General features: G+C 74.4%; 14 protein-coding genes. 5 read left to right on the forward strand and 9 right to left on the reverse strand.

Going from position 1 to position 15,850, the window contains the following annotated elements; genetic code table 11:
• The first annotated feature begins 21 nt into the window (after positions 1–21).
• On the forward strand, positions 22–435 hold the full coding sequence (locus AMK13_RS09420) for a VOC family protein (protein WP_074001810.1): 414 nt from the start codon (positions 22–24) through the stop codon (positions 433–435).
• Here the strand turns inward: AMK13_RS09420 and AMK13_RS09425 are convergent.
• The gene (locus AMK13_RS09425) at positions 432–1,172 is read right to left on the reverse strand and encodes a helix-turn-helix domain-containing protein (protein ID WP_074001811.1); all 741 of its coding nucleotides are present in this window, start codon (positions 1,170–1,172) and stop codon (positions 432–434) included. The two genes, AMK13_RS09420 and AMK13_RS09425, sit on opposite strands and share 4 nt — an antisense overlap.
• Positions 1,173–1,326: 154 nt before the next feature.
• Positions 1,327–2,841, reverse strand: a complete 1,515-nt coding sequence (locus AMK13_RS09430; protein WP_074001812.1) for an MFS transporter — start codon at positions 2,839–2,841, stop codon at positions 1,327–1,329.
• 310 nt (positions 2,842–3,151) lie between these two features.
• Here AMK13_RS09430 and AMK13_RS09435 point away from each other — a divergent pair, with 310 nt between their 5' ends.
• The gene (locus AMK13_RS09435) at positions 3,152–3,916 is read left to right on the forward strand and encodes a TetR/AcrR family transcriptional regulator C-terminal domain-containing protein (RefSeq protein WP_074001813.1); all 765 of its coding nucleotides are present in this window, start codon (positions 3,152–3,154) and stop codon (positions 3,914–3,916) included.
• A gap of 102 nt (positions 3,917–4,018) precedes the next feature.
• On the opposite strand, the gene AMK13_RS09440 is transcribed toward AMK13_RS09435, so the two are convergent.
• Positions 4,019–4,792, reverse strand: a complete 774-nt coding sequence (locus tag AMK13_RS09440; RefSeq protein ID WP_074001814.1) for an isocitrate lyase/PEP mutase family protein — start codon at positions 4,790–4,792, stop codon at positions 4,019–4,021.
• Positions 4,789–6,273, reverse strand: a complete 1,485-nt coding sequence (locus tag AMK13_RS44670; RefSeq protein WP_074001815.1) for a hypothetical protein — start codon at positions 6,271–6,273, stop codon at positions 4,789–4,791. The genes AMK13_RS09440 and AMK13_RS44670 overlap by 4 nt, the downstream gene beginning before the upstream one ends.
• A 163-nt stretch (positions 6,274–6,436) precedes the next feature.
• Between AMK13_RS44670 and AMK13_RS09450 the strand changes: the two genes are divergently transcribed.
• Positions 6,437–7,132, forward strand: coding sequence for an ArsR/SmtB family transcription factor (locus tag AMK13_RS09450; RefSeq protein ID WP_074001816.1), 696 nt, complete (start codon positions 6,437–6,439; stop codon positions 7,130–7,132).
• 43 nt (positions 7,133–7,175) lie between these two features.
• Here AMK13_RS09450 and AMK13_RS09455 read toward each other — a convergent pair whose 3' ends face one another.
• The 3 genes from AMK13_RS09455 to AMK13_RS40870 all read right to left on the reverse strand — a co-directional run bounded on the left by AMK13_RS09455 (position 7,176) and on the right by AMK13_RS40870 (position 11,116).
• Positions 7,176–7,679 carry a DinB family protein gene (locus tag AMK13_RS09455; protein ID WP_049660190.1) on the reverse strand — a complete coding sequence of 168 codons (504 nt, stop codon included), beginning with the start codon at positions 7,677–7,679 and terminating at the stop codon, positions 7,176–7,178.
• 36 nt (positions 7,680–7,715) lie between these two features.
• Entirely contained in the window at positions 7,716–8,513 is a 798-nt protein-coding gene (locus AMK13_RS09460; RefSeq protein WP_074001817.1) for a VOC family protein, read from the reverse strand.
• A 128-nt stretch (positions 8,514–8,641) separates the two neighbouring features.
• Positions 8,642–11,116 (reverse strand): terpene synthase family protein, encoded by a 2,475-nt coding sequence (locus AMK13_RS40870; RefSeq protein WP_079271974.1) that lies wholly within the window; start codon positions 11,114–11,116, stop codon positions 8,642–8,644.
• Positions 11,117–11,527: 411 nt separating this feature from the next.
• Here AMK13_RS40870 and AMK13_RS09470 point away from each other — a divergent pair, with 411 nt between their 5' ends.
• Positions 11,528–12,172 (forward strand): HhH-GPD-type base excision DNA repair protein, encoded by a 645-nt coding sequence (locus AMK13_RS09470; RefSeq protein ID WP_074001818.1) that lies wholly within the window; start codon positions 11,528–11,530, stop codon positions 12,170–12,172.
• Positions 12,173–12,280: 108 nt separating this feature from the next.
• Here the strand turns inward: AMK13_RS09470 and AMK13_RS09475 are convergent, their stop codons facing one another.
• On the reverse strand, positions 12,281–13,807 hold the full coding sequence (locus AMK13_RS09475) for an MFS transporter (RefSeq protein WP_107418702.1): 1,527 nt from the start codon (positions 13,805–13,807) through the stop codon (positions 12,281–12,283).
• Between the two features lie 117 nt (positions 13,808–13,924).
• On the opposite strand from AMK13_RS09475, the gene AMK13_RS09480 reads away from it, so the two are divergent.
• Complete coding sequence (locus AMK13_RS09480; protein WP_049650165.1) at positions 13,925–14,923, forward strand: helix-turn-helix transcriptional regulator; 999 nt, start codon at positions 13,925–13,927, stop codon at positions 14,921–14,923.
• Between the two features lie 23 nt (positions 14,924–14,946).
• Here the strand turns inward: AMK13_RS09480 and AMK13_RS09485 are convergent, their stop codons facing one another.
• Positions 14,947–15,843 (reverse strand): hypothetical protein, encoded by an 897-nt coding sequence (locus AMK13_RS09485; protein ID WP_074001819.1) that lies wholly within the window; start codon positions 15,841–15,843, stop codon positions 14,947–14,949.
• Positions 15,844–15,850: the final 7 nt, after the last annotated feature.

Genomic DNA, 15,850 nt, shown 5'->3' on the forward strand with positions numbered 1-15,850 from the left:
GGGGGTGCCTAGCGTGGGGGCATGAACAGCACAGGTGTACCGCGGTTCGCGTTCGTCGGGCTGGCCGTTGCGGATGTGGCCGCCTCGGTCGGCTTCTACCGGCGGCTGGGGGTGGGGTTTCCCGAGGGGGCGGAGGGGGAGCCGCACGTCGAGGGTGAGGTGCCGGGCGGGCCGCTTCTGGTGCTCGATTCCGAGGCCACCATCCGGTCGTTCCATCCCGCCTGGCGGCCGCCGAGCGGCGGTGGCCGGTCCGCGCTGGCGTTCCGCTGCGCGAGTCCCGCGCAGGTGGACGCGGTGTACGGGGAGTTGACCGGCGCCGGGTACCACGGGGAGTTGGAGCCGTGGGACGCCTTCTGGGGGCAGCGGTACGCCGTGGTGCACGATCCGGACGGCAACGGGGTGGACCTGCTCGCGCCGCTCGAGGACAGGCCCTAGGAGGAGAGCAGCGCGGTCAGCGGCAGGCCCGCCAACTCCCGTACGTCGCGGGCCAGGTGGGCCTGGTCCGCGTAGCCGGTCCGGGCCGCCGTCTCGGCCTGCGGGACGCCGGAGCGGGCGAGGGCCAGGGCGCGCTGGAGGCGCAGGATCCGGGCGAGGGTCTTGGGCCCGTAGCCGAAGGCGGCCAGGGAGCGGCGGTGCAGTTGGCGGGCGCCGAGGCCGACCGTTTCGGCCGTCGCGGCGACGGAGCGGCCGGCGGCGAGCGAGGCGGCCACGGCGCGGATCAGGCGGTCCTCGGGCTGGGCGTCGGCGGCCAGTTGCAGGGCCAGGGCCTCCAGGGCGGCGGCCGGGTCGGGGGCCGCGTCGATGCCTTCGGTCAGCCGCCGGACCTCGGCGGCGGGCCGCAGGTCGGCCAACTCGACGCGACGGTCCCGCAGTTCGTGTGCGGGGACGCCAAGCAGGGCGGGGGCGGCGCCGGGCCGGAAGCGTACGCCTGCCCAGGGGCCGCGCAGTCCGGGGCCGGGGTGGAAGGCACGGGTGTCCGGTCCGGCGACCAGCAGCCGGCCCTCCGTCCACAGCAGGTCCATGCAGCCGTCGGGCAGGACGAGCCCGGCCCGCGCGGCGCCCGTACGCCCGGCACTCGCACGACCGCCCGTACGCCCGAGGGCCGGCTTCGTCCACAGGACCGCGCCGGGCAGCCGGCACGCGCGTTCCTGGTACGAGGCGGACGGTTCCATGATCCGAGGCTACGCGCCCCGCAGGGACCCGGCGGGCGGACGGCAGCAGGACAGCAGCAGGACAGCGGCAGGAGGGCGACAGGACGGCGGGCGGACGCCGACGGCCCCGGCCGCACGAGGCGGCCGGGGCGATCTGCCCGGGGAGAGGGGCCGGTCAGGCGACCGGCTCGGCCTCCGGCACCGCCGGGGGCTCGGCCCCCGTACCGGCGGTCTTCCGGCCGTCGCGCATCAGCACCAGGGTGAGCGCCGCCGCCGCGACGACCGCGATGCCGCCCGCCGTGAAGGTGGTGGAGGTGGCGGTGTTGAACGCCTCCCGGGCGGCCGCGACCAGGCCGCCGTCCCCGGTGGAGCCGGCCACCGCGAGCGCGCCGGTGATGTCGTGGCGGGCGGCGGCGGGGGCGGCCGCGGGCATCGCGCCGGTGTAGGTGCTGGAGAGCACGGTGCCGAGGATGGCCACGCCGAGCGCCGCACCGGACTGCTGGATGGTGTCGTTGAGCGCGGAGCCGACGCCGGCGTGCTCACTGGGGATGGCGCTCATCAGCGCGTTGGAGGCAGCCGGCATGGCGAGGCCGGAGCCGATGCCGAGCACCAGCATGGCCAGGGAGACCTTGGTGAAGCCGTCGCCGACCGAGAGGGTGGCGAGCAGTCCGAAGCCGCCCGCGATGATCAGCATGCCGATCGAGGTGAACACCCGCGCCGGGACCTTCTTGCCGAGCACCGCGCCCAGCGCGTTGAACACCAGCGAGGCGATGGCCAGCGGGATGAAGGCGAGGCCGGTGTCGGTGGGCGAGAACTCCAGCACGAACTGGAGGTACTGGGTGAGGACCAGCATCAGCCCGCCGGTCGCGAAGGTCAGCAGGATGAGCGAGAAGCTGGCGCCGGTGAAGACCCGGTTGCGGAACAGCTTGATCGGAACCATCGGCGAGTCGGTGCGGACCTGCCGGACGGCGAAGCCGACCAGCGAGGCCACCGCGAGGGCGAGTGCGCCGAGGGTGCTCACGCTGGTGAAGCCGTCCTGGGGCAGCACGATGATCGACCACACCAGCGCCGTCATGCCGACCATCGACAGCACCATGCCGAGCAGGTCGGGGCGGCGCCACGGTCCCTTGGACTCCGGCATCAGCAGCACCGCGGCGACGATGGCGACGGCCGCGATCGGCACGTTGAGCAGGAAGACCGCGCCCCACCAGAAGTGCGCGATCAGCGCGCCGCCCAGCACCGGACCGCCGACCAGGCCGACCATGGCCACCGCGGTCCACGCGGCGATCGCCTTCGGGCGCTCCTCGTCGTCGAAGACGGTGATCAGGATGGAGAGCGTGCTCGGCATGACCAGCGCGCCGCCGACGCCCATCAGGACGCGCCCGGCTATCAGCTCCCCGGGGCTGCCGGCGTACGCCGCGACCAGTGAGGCGGCGCCGAACAGCGCCAGCCCGACGATCATCACCTTCCGTCGTCCGAAGCGGTCGGAGAGGCTGCCGGAGGTGAGCAGCAGGCCGGCGAAGACCAGGATGTACGAGTCGATGATCCACTGGATGTCCTGCGCCCCGGCCTTGAGGTCCTCCGCGATCGGCGGGATGGACACCGTGAGCACCATGTTGTCGATCACCAGCACCAGGCTGCTGAGACAGAGCACGACCAGGATGAGCCAGCGCTGCGGATGACGTTCCACGGCGTTTCCCCCTTCGAACTTCGGGCTTCGAGCGTCGGGTTCCGAGCTCGGGCGTCGAGCGTCGGAACGGGCGCGCGGGCCGGGCTGTGACGCCGGAGCCGCGCGGAAGTCGTCGCGGGCACACCGTCCTCCGTCCCCAGGGGAACGGTGTGCGCCGCTCCGAACACTGTACGGACACCGCACACTGTTCGCAACGCCGCACACCGTTCGATCTCCGCACGCTGTTCGTCGCCCCGTACACTGTTCGCATCAACCCGTGGCGAGCGGCGCCGAACCGGACCGGATCCGGACGATTGGTGAGGAGGGCCCGATGGCGGCCAGGACAGAGGACGGCGCGACCCCGGGCATCCCCATGCCGTGGAACCGCCCCGAGCGACGGCGGGAACAGCCCGCCCTCAGCCGCGAACAGATCGTCGCCGAGGCCTTCGCGCTGCTGGACTCCGGCGGCATCGAGGCGCTGAGCATGCGCAAGCTCGCCGCCCGGCTGAACGCCGGCGCCACCTCGCTCTACACCCACGTCGCCAACAAGGACGAGCTGCTCGCCCTGGTCGTCGACCAGGTCTTCGGCACCCTCCCGCACCCCTCGGCCGAGGGGTCCGAGGAGCCGAAGGTCTGGCGCGCGAAGATCACGGAGTGCGCCGAGAGCATGCGCACGGCCATCATCCGCCACCCGTGGATGGTCGGGGTGATCGGAGACGTCGGGATGATCTATCTCGGCCCCAACTGGATGCGGCTCTCCGAAGCCCTGTTGGACGTCCTGGAGGCGGCCGGCTTCGAGATCGTCGAGGCGAACGACGCGATGAACGCGGTCATGGGCTACACCATCGGGACCGCCTGCGTGGAGGCCGCCTGGCTGGCCGCGCTGGCCCGCAGCGGCCAGGACGAGCAGGAGTGGATGAACCGGCTGCTGCCCGTCGTCACGGAGGCCACCAAGGACTTCCCGCGGCTGCACCGGCTGTACACCACCTCGGTTCCGGACGAGGTCGCCGGAGGCCGGGACAGCACCTTCGCCCGGGGCGTCAACGTCATCCTGGACGGGATCGAAGCGGCCAGGACGGCCCGCGGACAGCACTGAGCCCTCCGGGGGCCGCCCCCGCCCGACGTGCCGCCTCCCGCCCGGCCACGCGGCCCAGCGCCGCCCCGGCCACGCGGCCCAGCGCCGCCCCGACCGCGCGGCTCAGCTCCCGCTGAGCGCCTGCACCTCCGCGTACCCCGGCACCGGACCGACCGGCTCCCCCGCCGCGACGGCCGCCGCCGTGGCCACCGCCGCCGCCAGTGCCGCGCGGTACAGCAGCGACCCGAGGCTGACCCGGGCCACCCCGAGCGCGGCCAGCTCGACGAGGCCCGGGCCGGTCGGCGTCCAGAGGATGTTGAGCGGGACGGCGAGCGCGCCGACCAGCCGGCCGATCGCCGCCGGACCGGTCACCCCGGGGACGAACACGCCGTCCGCGCCCGCCTGTTGGTAGGCGTCCAGGCGGCGGAGCGTCTCCGCCTCGGGGGCGTCCTGCCCGCACCAGTAGGTGTCGGTACGGGCGTTGACGAACAGCTCCGGGGCGGCCGCCTTCACCGCGGCGATCTTCGCGGCGTGGCGGGCGGACGGGGCCAGCATGCCGTCCGCCCGGCCGTCCTCCAGGTTGATGCCGACCGCGCCGGCCTCGGCCAACTCCACGGCCAGCTCTGCGACTTCGTCCGGGTCGTCGCTGAACCCGGACTCCGCGTCGACGCTGAGCAGGAAGCCGTCGCGCCCGAGCCGGCGCGCCAGCCGTACGGTCTCCGCGCGGGTGGCGGCGGCGCCGTCGGGGAGGCCGGCGACGGCCGCCACGCCCAGGCTGGTGGTGCCGATCGCGGGGTGGCCCTGGGCGGCGAGGGCGACGGCCGAGGCGTGGTCCCAGGCGTTGGGGAGCAGCAGTGGGCGCCCGGGGCGGTGGTGCAGGGCGGCGAAGGGGGTCATCGGGTCGTCTCCATCGGCTCGTTCGCACGGTGTCCGGTCGGGTCCGCCGGACTGTCGGTCGCACACGTCGGGCTGTCGGTCACCCACGCCGGATCCGCGGCGCCGTCCTTCGCACCCGCCAGGCTCCCGACCGAGTCCGCGTAGTAGTACCCGGCCTCGGAGACGTGGCAGACGATCTGCCGGAAGCTCCAGCCCGTCCCCGGGGAGTCGTCCAGCTGTTCGTCCGGCAGCGCCGCGACCCGCCGGGACCAGATCCCGGCCAGCCGGGTCAGCCGGCTGCGGGCCTCGTCCAGGTCGGCGGTGGTGAACGGGGCCAGGTCGGCCGGGGTGGTGGCGTTGGAGGCGTGCCAGCGGTCGGGCTCGGTCGGTTCGCCGACCAGCCGGGCCTCCACCTCGGCGAGGTGGTCGACGAGATGGTCGGTGATGCGGCGAACAGCCTTGTGCGGCGCGTAGGTTCGGCCGTCGGCGTTGACGATCGGACGGCCGTCCCAGGCCGTCCAGCCGACCGCCAGGGCGAGCACGTACGTGACCATCTCCGGGACCAGGGCGGCGAGTTCGGCCTTGTCGAGGTCCGGGGTCGACGGCGGCGGCGTCCCGGTGTCCGCCGGGTCGGAGGCGCCGTACAGGATGCCCTCGGCGATCACCAGGGCCTGCGAGCGGCCCGGGCAACTCCGGGGCGGGGCGCCGAAGGTGAGCGCGACCCCGGCCGGCGCCCCGGCCTGGGCGGCGGCGATGTCGAGCAGGACCCGCGTCCCGACCGGCACCGCGACCCCGCCGACCTCGGTCGCCCGGACGGCGATCCGCCGCATCGTCCGGGCCGGCGGATCCGTGCGCAGCACGCCGGCCAACCCGTCCTCGTGCCGGCGGGCGCCCTCGACCAGCGCGGCGGTGGCGTCGCAGGCCTGGACGAGCAGGCCGATCCGGTTCGCGGCGGTCTCCTCGTCCCGGTCCCCCATCGCGGGCAGCAGCCGGGCCACCGCCGCGTCGGCCACCGGGTCGGCCGACGCGCCGTCCACCACCGGGTCCAACGACGCGCCCGCCACCGGGCCGTCCACCGCCGGGCCGTCCACCGCCGAACAGGCCGGCGCGTCGGTGAAGTACGCCCGGGACACCGTCGCGACGTCCCGCGCCACGGCCTCCGGGTCGGCCAGGCCGAGCTCCGCCGCGAGCACCCGGACGACCCGCAGCCGGATGTCGGGCTCGAAGCCGCCGGCCGCGGCCACCCGCAGCCGGTCCGGGTCCAGCCGCTCCAGGTCGGCCAGCACCAGCGCCCGGCGCCGGGCGTGCGGTTCCCCGGAGCTGAACCGGGCGACGACGGACCGCAGCCAGGCCACCGTGCCGGGGTCGCTGCCCGGCACACCACGCGCGGGGGCCGCCGCGGGCAGCGGCACCAGCGCGGGATCGGCCAGGGCCGCCGTCACGTCGTCGTAGCGGGAGAAGGTCGTGGTCGCCGCCCCGGGGACCACCGTGGTTTCGCTCATGCCGTCATCGTGGCCCCGGGTCGTTTCGGTCCCGGCCGAACCGTGCCGGGGCGACCCTGGGGGCATGCCCCCGGCTCCGCTCCCCCACGCGGCCCCGCCGCCGCGACCGCCCCGTCCCCCGCACCAGGGCATCCACGCACCGCCGTGCCCCGACCATGGAGGCATGACGCTCGCCGCCCTCGCCGCCCTGCTCGCCGACCCCACCCGGGCCGCCATCTGCTCCGCCCTGCTCGACGGCCGCGCCTGGACGGCCGGTGAGCTGGCCCGGCACGCGCGCGTCGCGCCGTCCACGGCCAGCGAGCACCTGTCCCGGCTGATCGCGGGCGGGCTGCTGGCCGAGGAGCGGCAGGGCCGGCACCGGTACGTCCGGCTGGCCTCGCCCGCGGTGGCCACGCTGATCGAGGACCTCACCGTCTTCGCGGAGTCCGGTCCCGGCCCCGCGACCGCGCCCCGCAACCTGACCGAGGCCACCCGGCTGAGCGCCGAGGCCCGCGCCCGCACCTGCTACGACCACCTGGCCGGACGCCTCGGCGTGGCCGTGTCGGACGCGCTGTTCGCGCGCGGCCTGGTCACCGAGGAGGACGGGCTGGCCCTCACCGGACGCGGCCGGGACTGGCTGGCCGCGCAGGCGATCGAGCTGCCGCCGGGCGCGGGCCGCCGCGGCGGACGCCCGGTGGTGCGCAGCTGCCTGGACTGGACGGAGCGCCGCGGCCACCTGGGCGGGGCGCTGGGCGCGGCCCTCTGCCGGGCCGCCCTGGACCGCGCCTGGGTGGAGCGGATCGGCTCCGGCCGGGCCCTCCGGGTCACCCCGGACGGCGGCCGGGCGCTGCGCGAACTCCTCGGCGTGGAGCTGCCCTGACGGCCGCCCCGGCGCCGCTCCCGCTCGACGGCGCCGCTCCGGCTCAGCCCATCGACTTCGCCCCGTCCAGCGCCTCCCGGATGATGTCCGCGTGCCCGGCGTGCTGCGCGGTCTCGGCGATCAGGTGCAGCAGCACCCGCCGGGCCGACCAGGCCGTGCCCGGCGGGAACCAGGGCGCGGGCGGCAGGTCGTGGGCGGCGTCGAGGTCGGGCAGGCTCCGGACCAGCTCGTCCGTCCCGCGCGCCGTCCGCTCATACTCGGCGAGCAGCCCGGCCAGGGTGTCGCCCTCCGCCATCCGGAACTGGGCCGCCCAGGCGTCCGGGTCGGCGGCGCCCGCGTCCCCGCTCCGCATCGCCTCCGCACCGCCGGTGATGAACCGCGCCCAGCGCGCCTCGACCCCCGCCACGTGCTTGATCAGGCCGCCGAGGCTCAGCTCGCTGACGGTGGTGCGCTCGGCCGCCTGCGCGTCGGTGAGGTCCCGTACGGTGTGCCGCAGCAGTCCGCGGTGCTTGTCCAGCGTCTCGACGAGTTCCTCGCGCTCACCCATCGGCCACCCCTGTCGCTCGTCGTCCCGTCGGACCCATCAGACGTCCTCCGTCTCCGGCTGCTCCCCTACCCGCCGATCGAGGTCGATCAACCCGAAGGCCGCGCCCTGCGGGTCGCCGACCGCCGCGAACCGGCCGAACGGGCTGTCCACCGGCCCGAAGTACACCGTGCCGCCGCGCGCCGTCAGCCGCCCGATCGCGGCGTCGGTGTCGTCCACCGCGAAGTAGACGCTGATGTACGAGGGGGCCTCGGGCGGCAGGAAGTCGCCCTCCGCTCCCATCCGGCCCAGCACCGGCCGGCCACCGACCTGGAACATCCGGTAGTCGAAGTCCCCGCCCGCCATCTTCTGCACGCCGTACGGGAAGACCGCCGGGAAGAAGGCGTCCGCCTTCGCGGGCTCGCGGGTCACCACCTCGGCCCAGCTGTACGCGCCGGGCTCGCCCTGCTTCTCGAAGCCCTCGTGCCGCCCGGCCTGCCAGACGCCGAACACCACACCGCCCGGGTCCCTGGCGATCACCAGCGTGCCGAAGTCGCCGACCTGCATCGGCCCCATGACCACCTCGCCGCCGTTGGCGCGGATCCGCGCCGCGGTGGCGCCGGCGTCCGGTGAGGCCAGGTACAGGCACCAGGCGGACTGGGCCTCCGCGCCGGGCATCGGCGGCACGACCGCGGCGACCGCCTTGCCGTCCGAGTACGCCTGGGTGTAGTTGCCGAACTCCGACGAGCTCTCGCCGAAGGTCCAGCCCAGCACGTCGCCGTAGAAGGCCTTGGCGCCCTCCAGGTCGGTGAACATCGCGTCGGCCCAACAGGGTGTGCCCTCAGGTAGCGCAGCCATCTCTCTGCCCTCGTGTGTGGCGAAGCGCGCGCGCCTGGAGGGCGCACGCCGGCCCCCGGTTCGTCAGCCTAGCCACGACGCGCCGCACCCGCGCGGGCTGGAACCCGCGCGGGTGCGGACCTCCGAGGTCAGCCGCCCGCCGACAGGCGCAGCGAGGCCGTGCCCAGGCCGGTCGGGCCGAGCGGCACCGGGGGCGCCGAGGGCACCGGCACGCTCGGAACCACCGGGGCGGTGCCCGCCGCCGGAGCCTCGGCGGCCGCCGCCGTGGCCGCCCGACGGGCCTGCGAGGCCTCCACCAGGTCCCGCTCGGCGCCGAAGTGCCGCTCCAGGTCGGCCGTGCCGTACCGGAGGCAGCCCCCGTGCCAGTTGAGGATGCCCGCGAGCCAGTTCTCCAGCTCCCCCACGTACCCGTCGAGCAGCTCCCTGGCCGCCTGCTCCAGCCCGAAGTCCTCGTACATGACCGGGAGTTCCTTCTGCGCGACGTGCTGGAACTGGCCCAGCCGCGAGTGCATCAGGTCGTCGACGATCCGGACCCCGGACGGGTAGTCGCAGCCGAAGAAGTTCTGCACCACCAGGACGGCGTTGTGCAGCTCGCCCTCGTACTCGACCTCCTTCTGGTACGAGAAGAGGTCGTTCATCATGCACGCGTAGTCCATCGCGGAGTTCTCCAGCGCGCGCATCGAGCCGTGGTCGTACACCTCCTGCGGCACGGTCTGCCCGTGGCCCAGGCGGGAGAGGCTCGTGGTGAGCTCGGAGCCGAAGGTGGAGCGGCGCATCTCCAGGTAGTCCACCGGGTCCGGGATCCGGTTCTGGATCTGGTTGGCCAGCTCCCAGATCCAGCTGTCCAGCATCACCTCGACGGCCACCCGGAACCGGCCCCTGGCCTCGACGGCCATCGGGCCGGCGGTGCGCTCCCAGATGTCGGCGAGGCCGCGCTCCAGCGCGTTGACGGGCTCCGGCGCCGGGGTGCCGTCCACCGGCATGAACAGGGACAGCCGCGCGTTGGCGGCCTTGGCGCCGCCCAGGTCGCGGGTGCGTCCGAAGGCCCGGGGGTAGTAGTCGTCGGCCCAGGTGCCCCAGGCCAACCAGGCGGAGGCGATGTCGAGTTGGTCGGCGGTGGCGTCCGGGTGGAGGCCGGCCGCGCAGAGCGGGAGGTCGTAGTCGCGCATCGACTCGGCGTCCCAGATGCCGGACGCGGGGACGCCCGGCTCCGCCGCCAGCAGCCCCATCCGCCCGGCCCACTCGATCACGCGCTCCCGGGCGCCGTCCAGGTGCGGGCTCAGCCGGAGCTCGTACGGCAGCTCGAACTCGGGCAGCAGGGACGGCCCGACGGCCTGGTGCGGCACGTGGCCGTGCGACCGCGCCCGCCGCACGGCCGGGCCCGCCGCACCCTCGGCCGCACCCGTCGGGCTCGCCTCCGCCGCGGCCACCGAAGCCCCGGCGGCCGTGCTGCGCAGGATGTCCAGCGCCGAGGTCCCGATGCCGCCGATCGCGTACTGGTCCCACCAGTTGCCGCCCCCGGGCCCACCCGGCAGCCCCGGCAGCCCACCGCCCGAGCCGGGCGCCACCTCGCCGCCCGAGGCCGCCGAACCGGACGAACTCGCCGCCGCCCCACCGCCGTTCATGTACCGACTGGAGCGCAGGTGCCACTCGTGCCCGCCGGACTGCCAGTCCTGGAGGCCCTTGACGTACGCCATCACCCGGGCACGGCCCGCCGGGTCCAGCCCGGTCTCCGCGAACAGCACCGGCAGTTCGGTGAACACGGTGTTCTCGAACTGCTGCAGCCGCGAGGTGAGCAGGTCGTTGACCGCCTCGGCGGCCTCCTGGGTGGAGCATTCCAGGAACCGCTCCAGCACCAGGATGCCGTTGCTCAGCTCGCCCTCGTCCTCCACCTCCCGCTGGTACGAGAAGATGTCGTTGCGCAGGTGCACCCCGTCGGAGAAGGCGTCCATCAGCACCCGCAGCGCCCGCGAACCCGACACCTCCTTCGGCACCTCGGCGCCGGCCGCGTACTCGACCAGCTGCGCGGACCAGGGCGCGCCGCCGACCTTGCGGCGCATCTCGATGTACTCGACCGGGTTGGCCACCCGGCCCTCGTTGATGTTGGCGAGCTCCCACAGCGACTCGTTGAGCAGGTTCCGGGTGCTCGCGGCGAACCGGAGCCGCCAGTCCTCACCCATCACCGGCACGGTGCGCCGCCACAGGTCGGCCAGTCCCGCCTCGACCGGGTTCTCCGGTTCCGGCAGCTCGGCGGCCGGGTCGGCCGGCATGAACAGCGGCAGCCGGTCGAGGTGGGCCTTGCCCGCCCCGCGGTCGTTGGTGCGCTTGTACATGTCGAGGAAGTGGTCGTCGAAGAAGAAGACCCACACGTACCAGTCGGTGACCAGGGACAGCGCCTCGGCGGAGGCGTCGGGGTGGGTGTACGCGCAGAGCAGTCCGTAGTCGTGGGCCTCCAGGTCGGCCTGATCCCAGATCCCCGACCCCTCCAGCATCCCCATCTCCCGGGCCCAGCCGGTGGAGTGGGCCCGCGCCTCGTCCAGATGCGGGTTGAGGCGTGCCGGGTGCGGCACGTAGAAGGACGGCAGTTCGAACGGCTGGGTCACGGCGGGCGGGCCTTTCTGGACGTGTCGAATTGGACCAAGAATGACCCGCCGTCAGCTCGCCGCACCGTCACAACAGAAACAGTCATATGAAATGACTCGTTCCCCCCGTCCAGAACCACCCACCCGGCCGAGCGCCCTCCCCAACCCCCCACGCCCCCGCGCCCGCCGTCCCACGGACGCCGCACCGCCCCCGCCCCGGGACCCCGGCGGATGCGACAGGCGCGGGCAAAAAATATCCCTCGCGCCCCCGCCGGCACCCCCGGCAACCGCTCCGCCAACGAACAATGCAGCTCTGGCAAGGCCTTGAACAGACAAGACTTCCCCGGCTACGGGCGTGTTGACCGCGTACGCCAACGCCGCTTCCACCAGACTGGGCGCCGACCCGACGTCAACTCCGAGGAGGGCAAGCCCATGAACGTCACCGTCCGGCTCGCACAGCAGCCCGAGGCCGACGAACTGCTCGGACGCAGCGCGCTCGCCGCACTCGTCGGCATGCTGCTGGACCAGCAGGTCCCGATGGAGTGGGCGTTCACCGGCCCGCTGACCATCGCCCAGCGCCTCGGCCACGACGACCTGGACGCCCACGAGATCGCCACCTACAACCCGGAGGAGTTCGTCGCGCTCCTCTCCGCCAAACCGGCGGTCCACCGCTACCCGGCCGCGATGGCCAAACGGGTGCAGCAGCTCTGCCAGTTCCTCGTCGCGCAGTACGACGGAGACGCGGCCGCGCTGTGGAAGAACGTCCGCACCGGCAAGGAGCTGCTCAGCCGGCTCAACGCCCTGCCCGGCTTCGGCAAGCAGAAGTCGCAGATCTTCCTGGCCCTGCTCGGCAAGCAGTACGGGGTACGGCCGGAGGGCTGGCGCGAGGCGGCCGGGGTGTACGGCGAGGAGGGCGCGCACCGCTCGGTGGCCGACATCACCGGCCCCGAATCGCTCACCCTGGTGCGGGAGTTCAAGCAGGAGGTGAAGCGCGCCGCGAAGGAGGCCAAGGCCGCCGCCAAGCCGCGCACCACCACCCGCACGTCCGCCGCCCCCACCCCGACCGGGGTGCGCTGAGCACCGGCTGACCCACCCGGCCGGCCGTACCGGGGCCGGCCCCGCCCAGAGCGCGACGCGGGCCCCGGCCGCGCCGCGCGACCGGGGCCCGTGAACGGGAGCGCTCCGTCAGGCCACGACGGGCGCCTGCTGCTCCGCGGTGGAACCGTCCGCGGAGCCACCCGCGCCCCCGGAACCGGCCGCGTCCGCGGAGCCGGTCACCGCCCCGAGCGCCTTGCGCCGCCGCGGCAGCGCGAACATCAGCAGGAAGACCGCGAGCAGCACCCCGGCGACCCACCACATCGCGTGCACGAAGGCCCCGCCGAACGCCGTCCCGACCGCCTCCGGCGCGACCACGTCGTCCATCGCCCCGAAGAAGGCCACCGACACCAGGCCGAGCCCGAGCGCGTTGCCCACCTGCTGCACGGTGTTGATCAGCCCGGACGCCGAACCGGCGTGCTCACGCGGCACCTCGGCCAGCACCGCGTCGGTGATCGGCGCGACGATCAGCCCCATCCCGAGGCCCATCACCACCAGCGGCAGCGCCATCTGCCAGGCGGTGATCGTCGTCCCGTACCGGTCCGCCTCCCAGATGTAGACGAGCACGCCCGCCGCCATCACCAGCGCGCCGGTCTGCAGCACCTTCCGTCCGAACCGCGGCACCAGCTTCTGCACCGACAGTCCGGCCGCCGTGGAGACCGCGATCGAGAACGGGATGCCGGTCGCGCCGGCCTTGAGCGGGCTCCAGCCCAGCCCGATCTGCATGTAGAGGGTCCAGACCAGGAAGTAGATGCCGAGTGCCACGCCGAAGGCCAGCTGCACGCAGATCCCGGCCGCGAAGGACTTCACCCGGAACAGCGCCAGCTCCACCAGCGGCGAGCCGTCCCGCCGCGTCTTGACCTTCTCGTACGCCACGAACAGCGCGAACACCGGCAGGCTCCCGGCCATCGACAGGTAGCCCCACAGCGGCCAGCCGGCCTCCCGGCCGTGCGTCAGCGGGTAGATCAGCATCAGCAGGCCGAGGCTGGCCAGCGCCACGCCCACCAGGTCCAGCTTCAGCGCCTGGTCGGCCTTGGACTCGTCGATGAAGCGGCGGCCCAGCAGCAGTCCGGCGATGCCGACCGGCAGGTTGATCAGGAAGATCGGCCGCCAGGCCAGGCCGAACAGGTCCCACTCGGTGAGCAGCGCACCGATCATCGGACCGGAGACTGCGCCCAGCCCGACCACCGCGCCGAACAGGCCGAACACCTTGCCGCGCTCCTCCGCCGGGAAGGTCGCGTGGATGATCGACAGCACCTGCGGCACCATCAGCGCGGCCGTGCCGCCCTGGAGCACCCGGGTCGCGATCAGCATCTCCGGACTGGAGGCCAGCCCGCACAGCGCCGAGGCCAGCGTGAAGCCGCCGATCCCGATCAGGAACACCCGCTTGCGGCCGTGGATGTCACCCAGCCGGCCGCCGGTGATCAGCCCGATCGCGAAGGCCAGCGCGTAGCCCCCGGTGACCCACTGGACGGCGCTGAACGAGGCGCCGGTGTCCTGCTGGATGCTCGGGATGGCGATGTTGACGATGGTCACGTCGACCAGGTCCATGAAGGAGGCGACCATCACGATCGTCAGCGCGATCCACCTCCGGCGCTCCGCTGCCGCGGTGCCCATTCCGTACTCCTCTACCTTTTCCACGTCCACGACAGTAGCGGGCATCTAGGTCAGAATCTGTCCCAGTTGGTCCGGCATTCTGGACGGCACGAGCGAGCGAAGCATCGAGAGGCGCACATGAGCGACACCCCGGCCCGACTGTTGAACCTCCTCTCGCTGCTCCAGACCCCGCGCGAGTGGCCCGGCAGCGAGCTCGCCGAACGGCTCGGCGTCAGCCCCCGCACCATCCGGCGCGACATCGACCGGCTGCGCGAGCTCGGCTACCCGGTGCGGGCCAGCATGGGCGCGGAGGGCGGCTACCGGCTGGTCGCGGGCACCGCGATGCCCCCGCTGCTGCTGGACGACGAGGAGGCGGTGGCCATCGCGGTCGGGCTCCGCGCGGCGGCCGGGCACGCCGTGGTCGGCATCGAGGAGGCCTCGGTACGGGCGCTCGGCAAGCTGCTCCAGGTGCTGCCGGGCCGGCTGCGGCACCAGGTCGGGACGCTCAACTCCGCGACCGTGCCGCTGCTCGCCGGGGACGGCCCGACCGTCGACCCGGAGGACCTCACCGTGCTCGCCCGCGCCGTCACCGCCCGGGAGCGGCTGCGCTTCGGCTACCGGGCGTACGACGGCGCCGAGACCAGTCGGCAGGTCGAGCCCGAGCGGCTGGTCTCGGTCGGCCGCCGCTGGTACCTGGTCGGCTACGACCTGGACCGCGCGGACTGGCGGCTGTTCCGGGTCGACCGGCTGAGCGGCCCGGCCGCCACCGGCGTCCGCTTCACCCCGCGCCCGCTCCCCGCCGAGGACGCCGCCGCGTACGTGGCGGGCAAGCTGCGCCGCCCGTCACCGAGCGGCACCGTGGTCGCCACCGTGCACGCCCCGGCCGAGCGGGTCCGCGACAGCCTCCGGCCGGGCGACTCCGAGGTCGAGCCGATCGACGGGCACAGCTGCCGGCTCCGCTCCCGTTCCGACTCGCTGGAGTGGACGGCGATGCGGCTGCTGTCGCTGGACTGCCCCTTCGAGGTGCACGAGCCGCCGGCGCTGCGCGAGCACCTGCGCCGGCTCGCCGACCGCGCCCACCACGCGGCCGGCCCGGAGGCCCGGACCCCGGGCCCCGCCCTGAGGGCCGGCACCTGAGGCCGCGACCCGAGGGCCGGAACCTAGGCCTCGACCCGGAACCAGCCGTTGCCGGAGCGGAACCAGAGCACCCCGTCCCGGCCGTGCGCGCGCCCCCGGTCGAGGCCGCCGGGGACGCCGACCCGCTCGCGGCGCACCTCCCGCCAGCCCTTCCGGCTCTCCCGTTCGCACCGGATCAGCTCGCCGCCGGGCTGGAGGAACACGGCCCGGTCCCCGGCGATCGCGAAGCCCACCGGCTGGCGGGCCGGCAGCCGCATGACGACGGGCTCGCCCCCGTCCGGGTCGATCCCGGTGAGGTGGCTCCTGTCCCCGTACCAGGCCAGCCAGGCCCGCCGTCCCTCGGTGGCGGCGGCGAGGCCCTCCAGCGGCTGGTCGCCCAGCTGCCCGAAGTCCGGCCGCCAGACGATCCGTCCGGCGGTGTCCAGCCCGAGCAGGCCGTACTGGCCGAGCGGGTTGTCCCCGTAGTTGCCCTCGTCCCCGAAGGCGAGCCAGATCCGGCCGTCCCGGTCGGTGGTCAACGCCTGGACGTCGTCGCCGAGTTGCAGCTCCCGGGTCAGCCGTCCGTCCGGCCCGAAGACCTGGCCGTTGCGCTCCCAGCCGTCCGCCGACTCCTCGGCCCTGCCTCCGACCAGCAGCACCCGGCCGCCCGGCAGCAGCGCCAGGAAGTCCGGCGGGACCCCGACCCCGGTGAGCGGCACCCGCCACTCGCCCCGCGGGCCGCGCACCACCACCTCGCCGTCGAACGGCAGCCGGGCGCACGGCCACGAACCGGCCGGTGCCGCGTACCGCTCCGGCACCACCAGGACGGCCAGCTCCCCCTGCGGCCCGACCGTCCAGGTCAGGGCCCGGTGGCCGGCCCGGACGTCCTCTGCGGGCAGCCGCCAGACCTCGACCGGACGGTCGGACACCGGTATCGACATCGATCGG

This window comes from Streptomyces sp. CB02056, assembly GCF_001905545.1.
In the GTDB taxonomy this organism is placed as follows: domain Bacteria; phylum Actinomycetota; class Actinomycetes; order Streptomycetales; family Streptomycetaceae; genus Kitasatospora.

Coding starts and splice junctions, on each gene's coding strand:
- AMK13_RS09420 (WP_074001810.1), top strand. CDS start 22: ATGAACAGCACAGGTGTACCGCGGTTCGCGTTCGTCGGGCTGGCCGTT.
- AMK13_RS09425 (WP_074001811.1), bottom strand. CDS start 1,172: ATGGAACCGTCCGCCTCGTACCAGGAACGCGCGTGCCGGCTGCCCGGC.
- AMK13_RS09435 (WP_074001813.1), top strand. CDS start 3,152: ATGGCGGCCAGGACAGAGGACGGCGCGACCCCGGGCATCCCCATGCCG.
- AMK13_RS09440 (WP_074001814.1), bottom strand. CDS start 4,792: ATGACCCCCTTCGCCGCCCTGCACCACCGCCCCGGGCGCCCACTGCTG.
- AMK13_RS44670 (WP_074001815.1), bottom strand. CDS start 6,273: ATGAGCGAAACCACGGTGGTCCCCGGGGCGGCGACCACGACCTTCTCC.
- AMK13_RS09450 (WP_074001816.1), top strand. CDS start 6,437: ATGACGCTCGCCGCCCTCGCCGCCCTGCTCGCCGACCCCACCCGGGCC.
- AMK13_RS09455 (WP_049660190.1), bottom strand. CDS start 7,679: ATGGGTGAGCGCGAGGAACTCGTCGAGACGCTGGACAAGCACCGCGGA.
- AMK13_RS09460 (WP_074001817.1), bottom strand. CDS start 8,513: ATGGCTGCGCTACCTGAGGGCACACCCTGTTGGGCCGACGCGATGTTC.
- AMK13_RS09470 (WP_074001818.1), top strand. CDS start 11,528: ATGAACGTCACCGTCCGGCTCGCACAGCAGCCCGAGGCCGACGAACTG.
- AMK13_RS09475 (WP_107418702.1), bottom strand. CDS start 13,807: ATGGGCACCGCGGCAGCGGAGCGCCGGAGGTGGATCGCGCTGACGATC.
- AMK13_RS09480 (WP_049650165.1), top strand. CDS start 13,925: ATGAGCGACACCCCGGCCCGACTGTTGAACCTCCTCTCGCTGCTCCAG.
- AMK13_RS09485 (WP_074001819.1), bottom strand. CDS start 15,843: ATGTCGATACCGGTGTCCGACCGTCCGGTCGAGGTCTGGCGGCTGCCC.